This window comes from Streptomyces yerevanensis (assembly GCF_000716805.1).
Taxonomy (GTDB): Bacteria; Actinomycetota; Actinomycetes; order Streptomycetales; family Streptomycetaceae; genus Streptomyces; species Streptomyces flaveus.
Window position 1 is genome coordinate 1 of the sequence record NZ_JNWJ01000251.1, and the last position, 331, is coordinate 331.

At 66.5% G+C, this 331-nt stretch carries 1 protein-coding gene; it reads right to left on the reverse strand.

What is annotated here, in order from left to right; translation table 11 throughout:
* A partial coding sequence (locus OP79_RS49285; protein ID WP_245685770.1) for a sugar phosphate isomerase/epimerase family protein occupies positions 1–307 on the reverse strand: 307 nt, incomplete at its 3' end.
* Positions 308–331: the final 24 nt, after the last annotated feature.

Genomic DNA, 331 nt, shown 5'->3' on the forward strand with positions numbered 1-331 from the left:
GTGTCGCGTCCTTGGCGGCGGCGTGGAACACCAGCGGGCCCAGCCACTTGACGCAGGCGATGACGTCCATGCCCTGCCACATCAGGTGGGAGGGGTCCAGCTCGGCGCCGAGGTTGGTCGCGCCCGTCTCGTCGACCAGCCGTTTCAAAGTCACCGGCGAGAACACCAGGTTGTGCGGGTGCATCTCGATGGCGACCCGGACGTCGTTCTCCCGGGCCAGCGCGTCGATCTTCTTCCAGAAGTCGACGGCCACGGCCCACTGGTAGTCCAGGACGTCCATGTACACGCCGTCCCACGGATTCACCACCCAGGAGGGGTACTTGGCATCCGG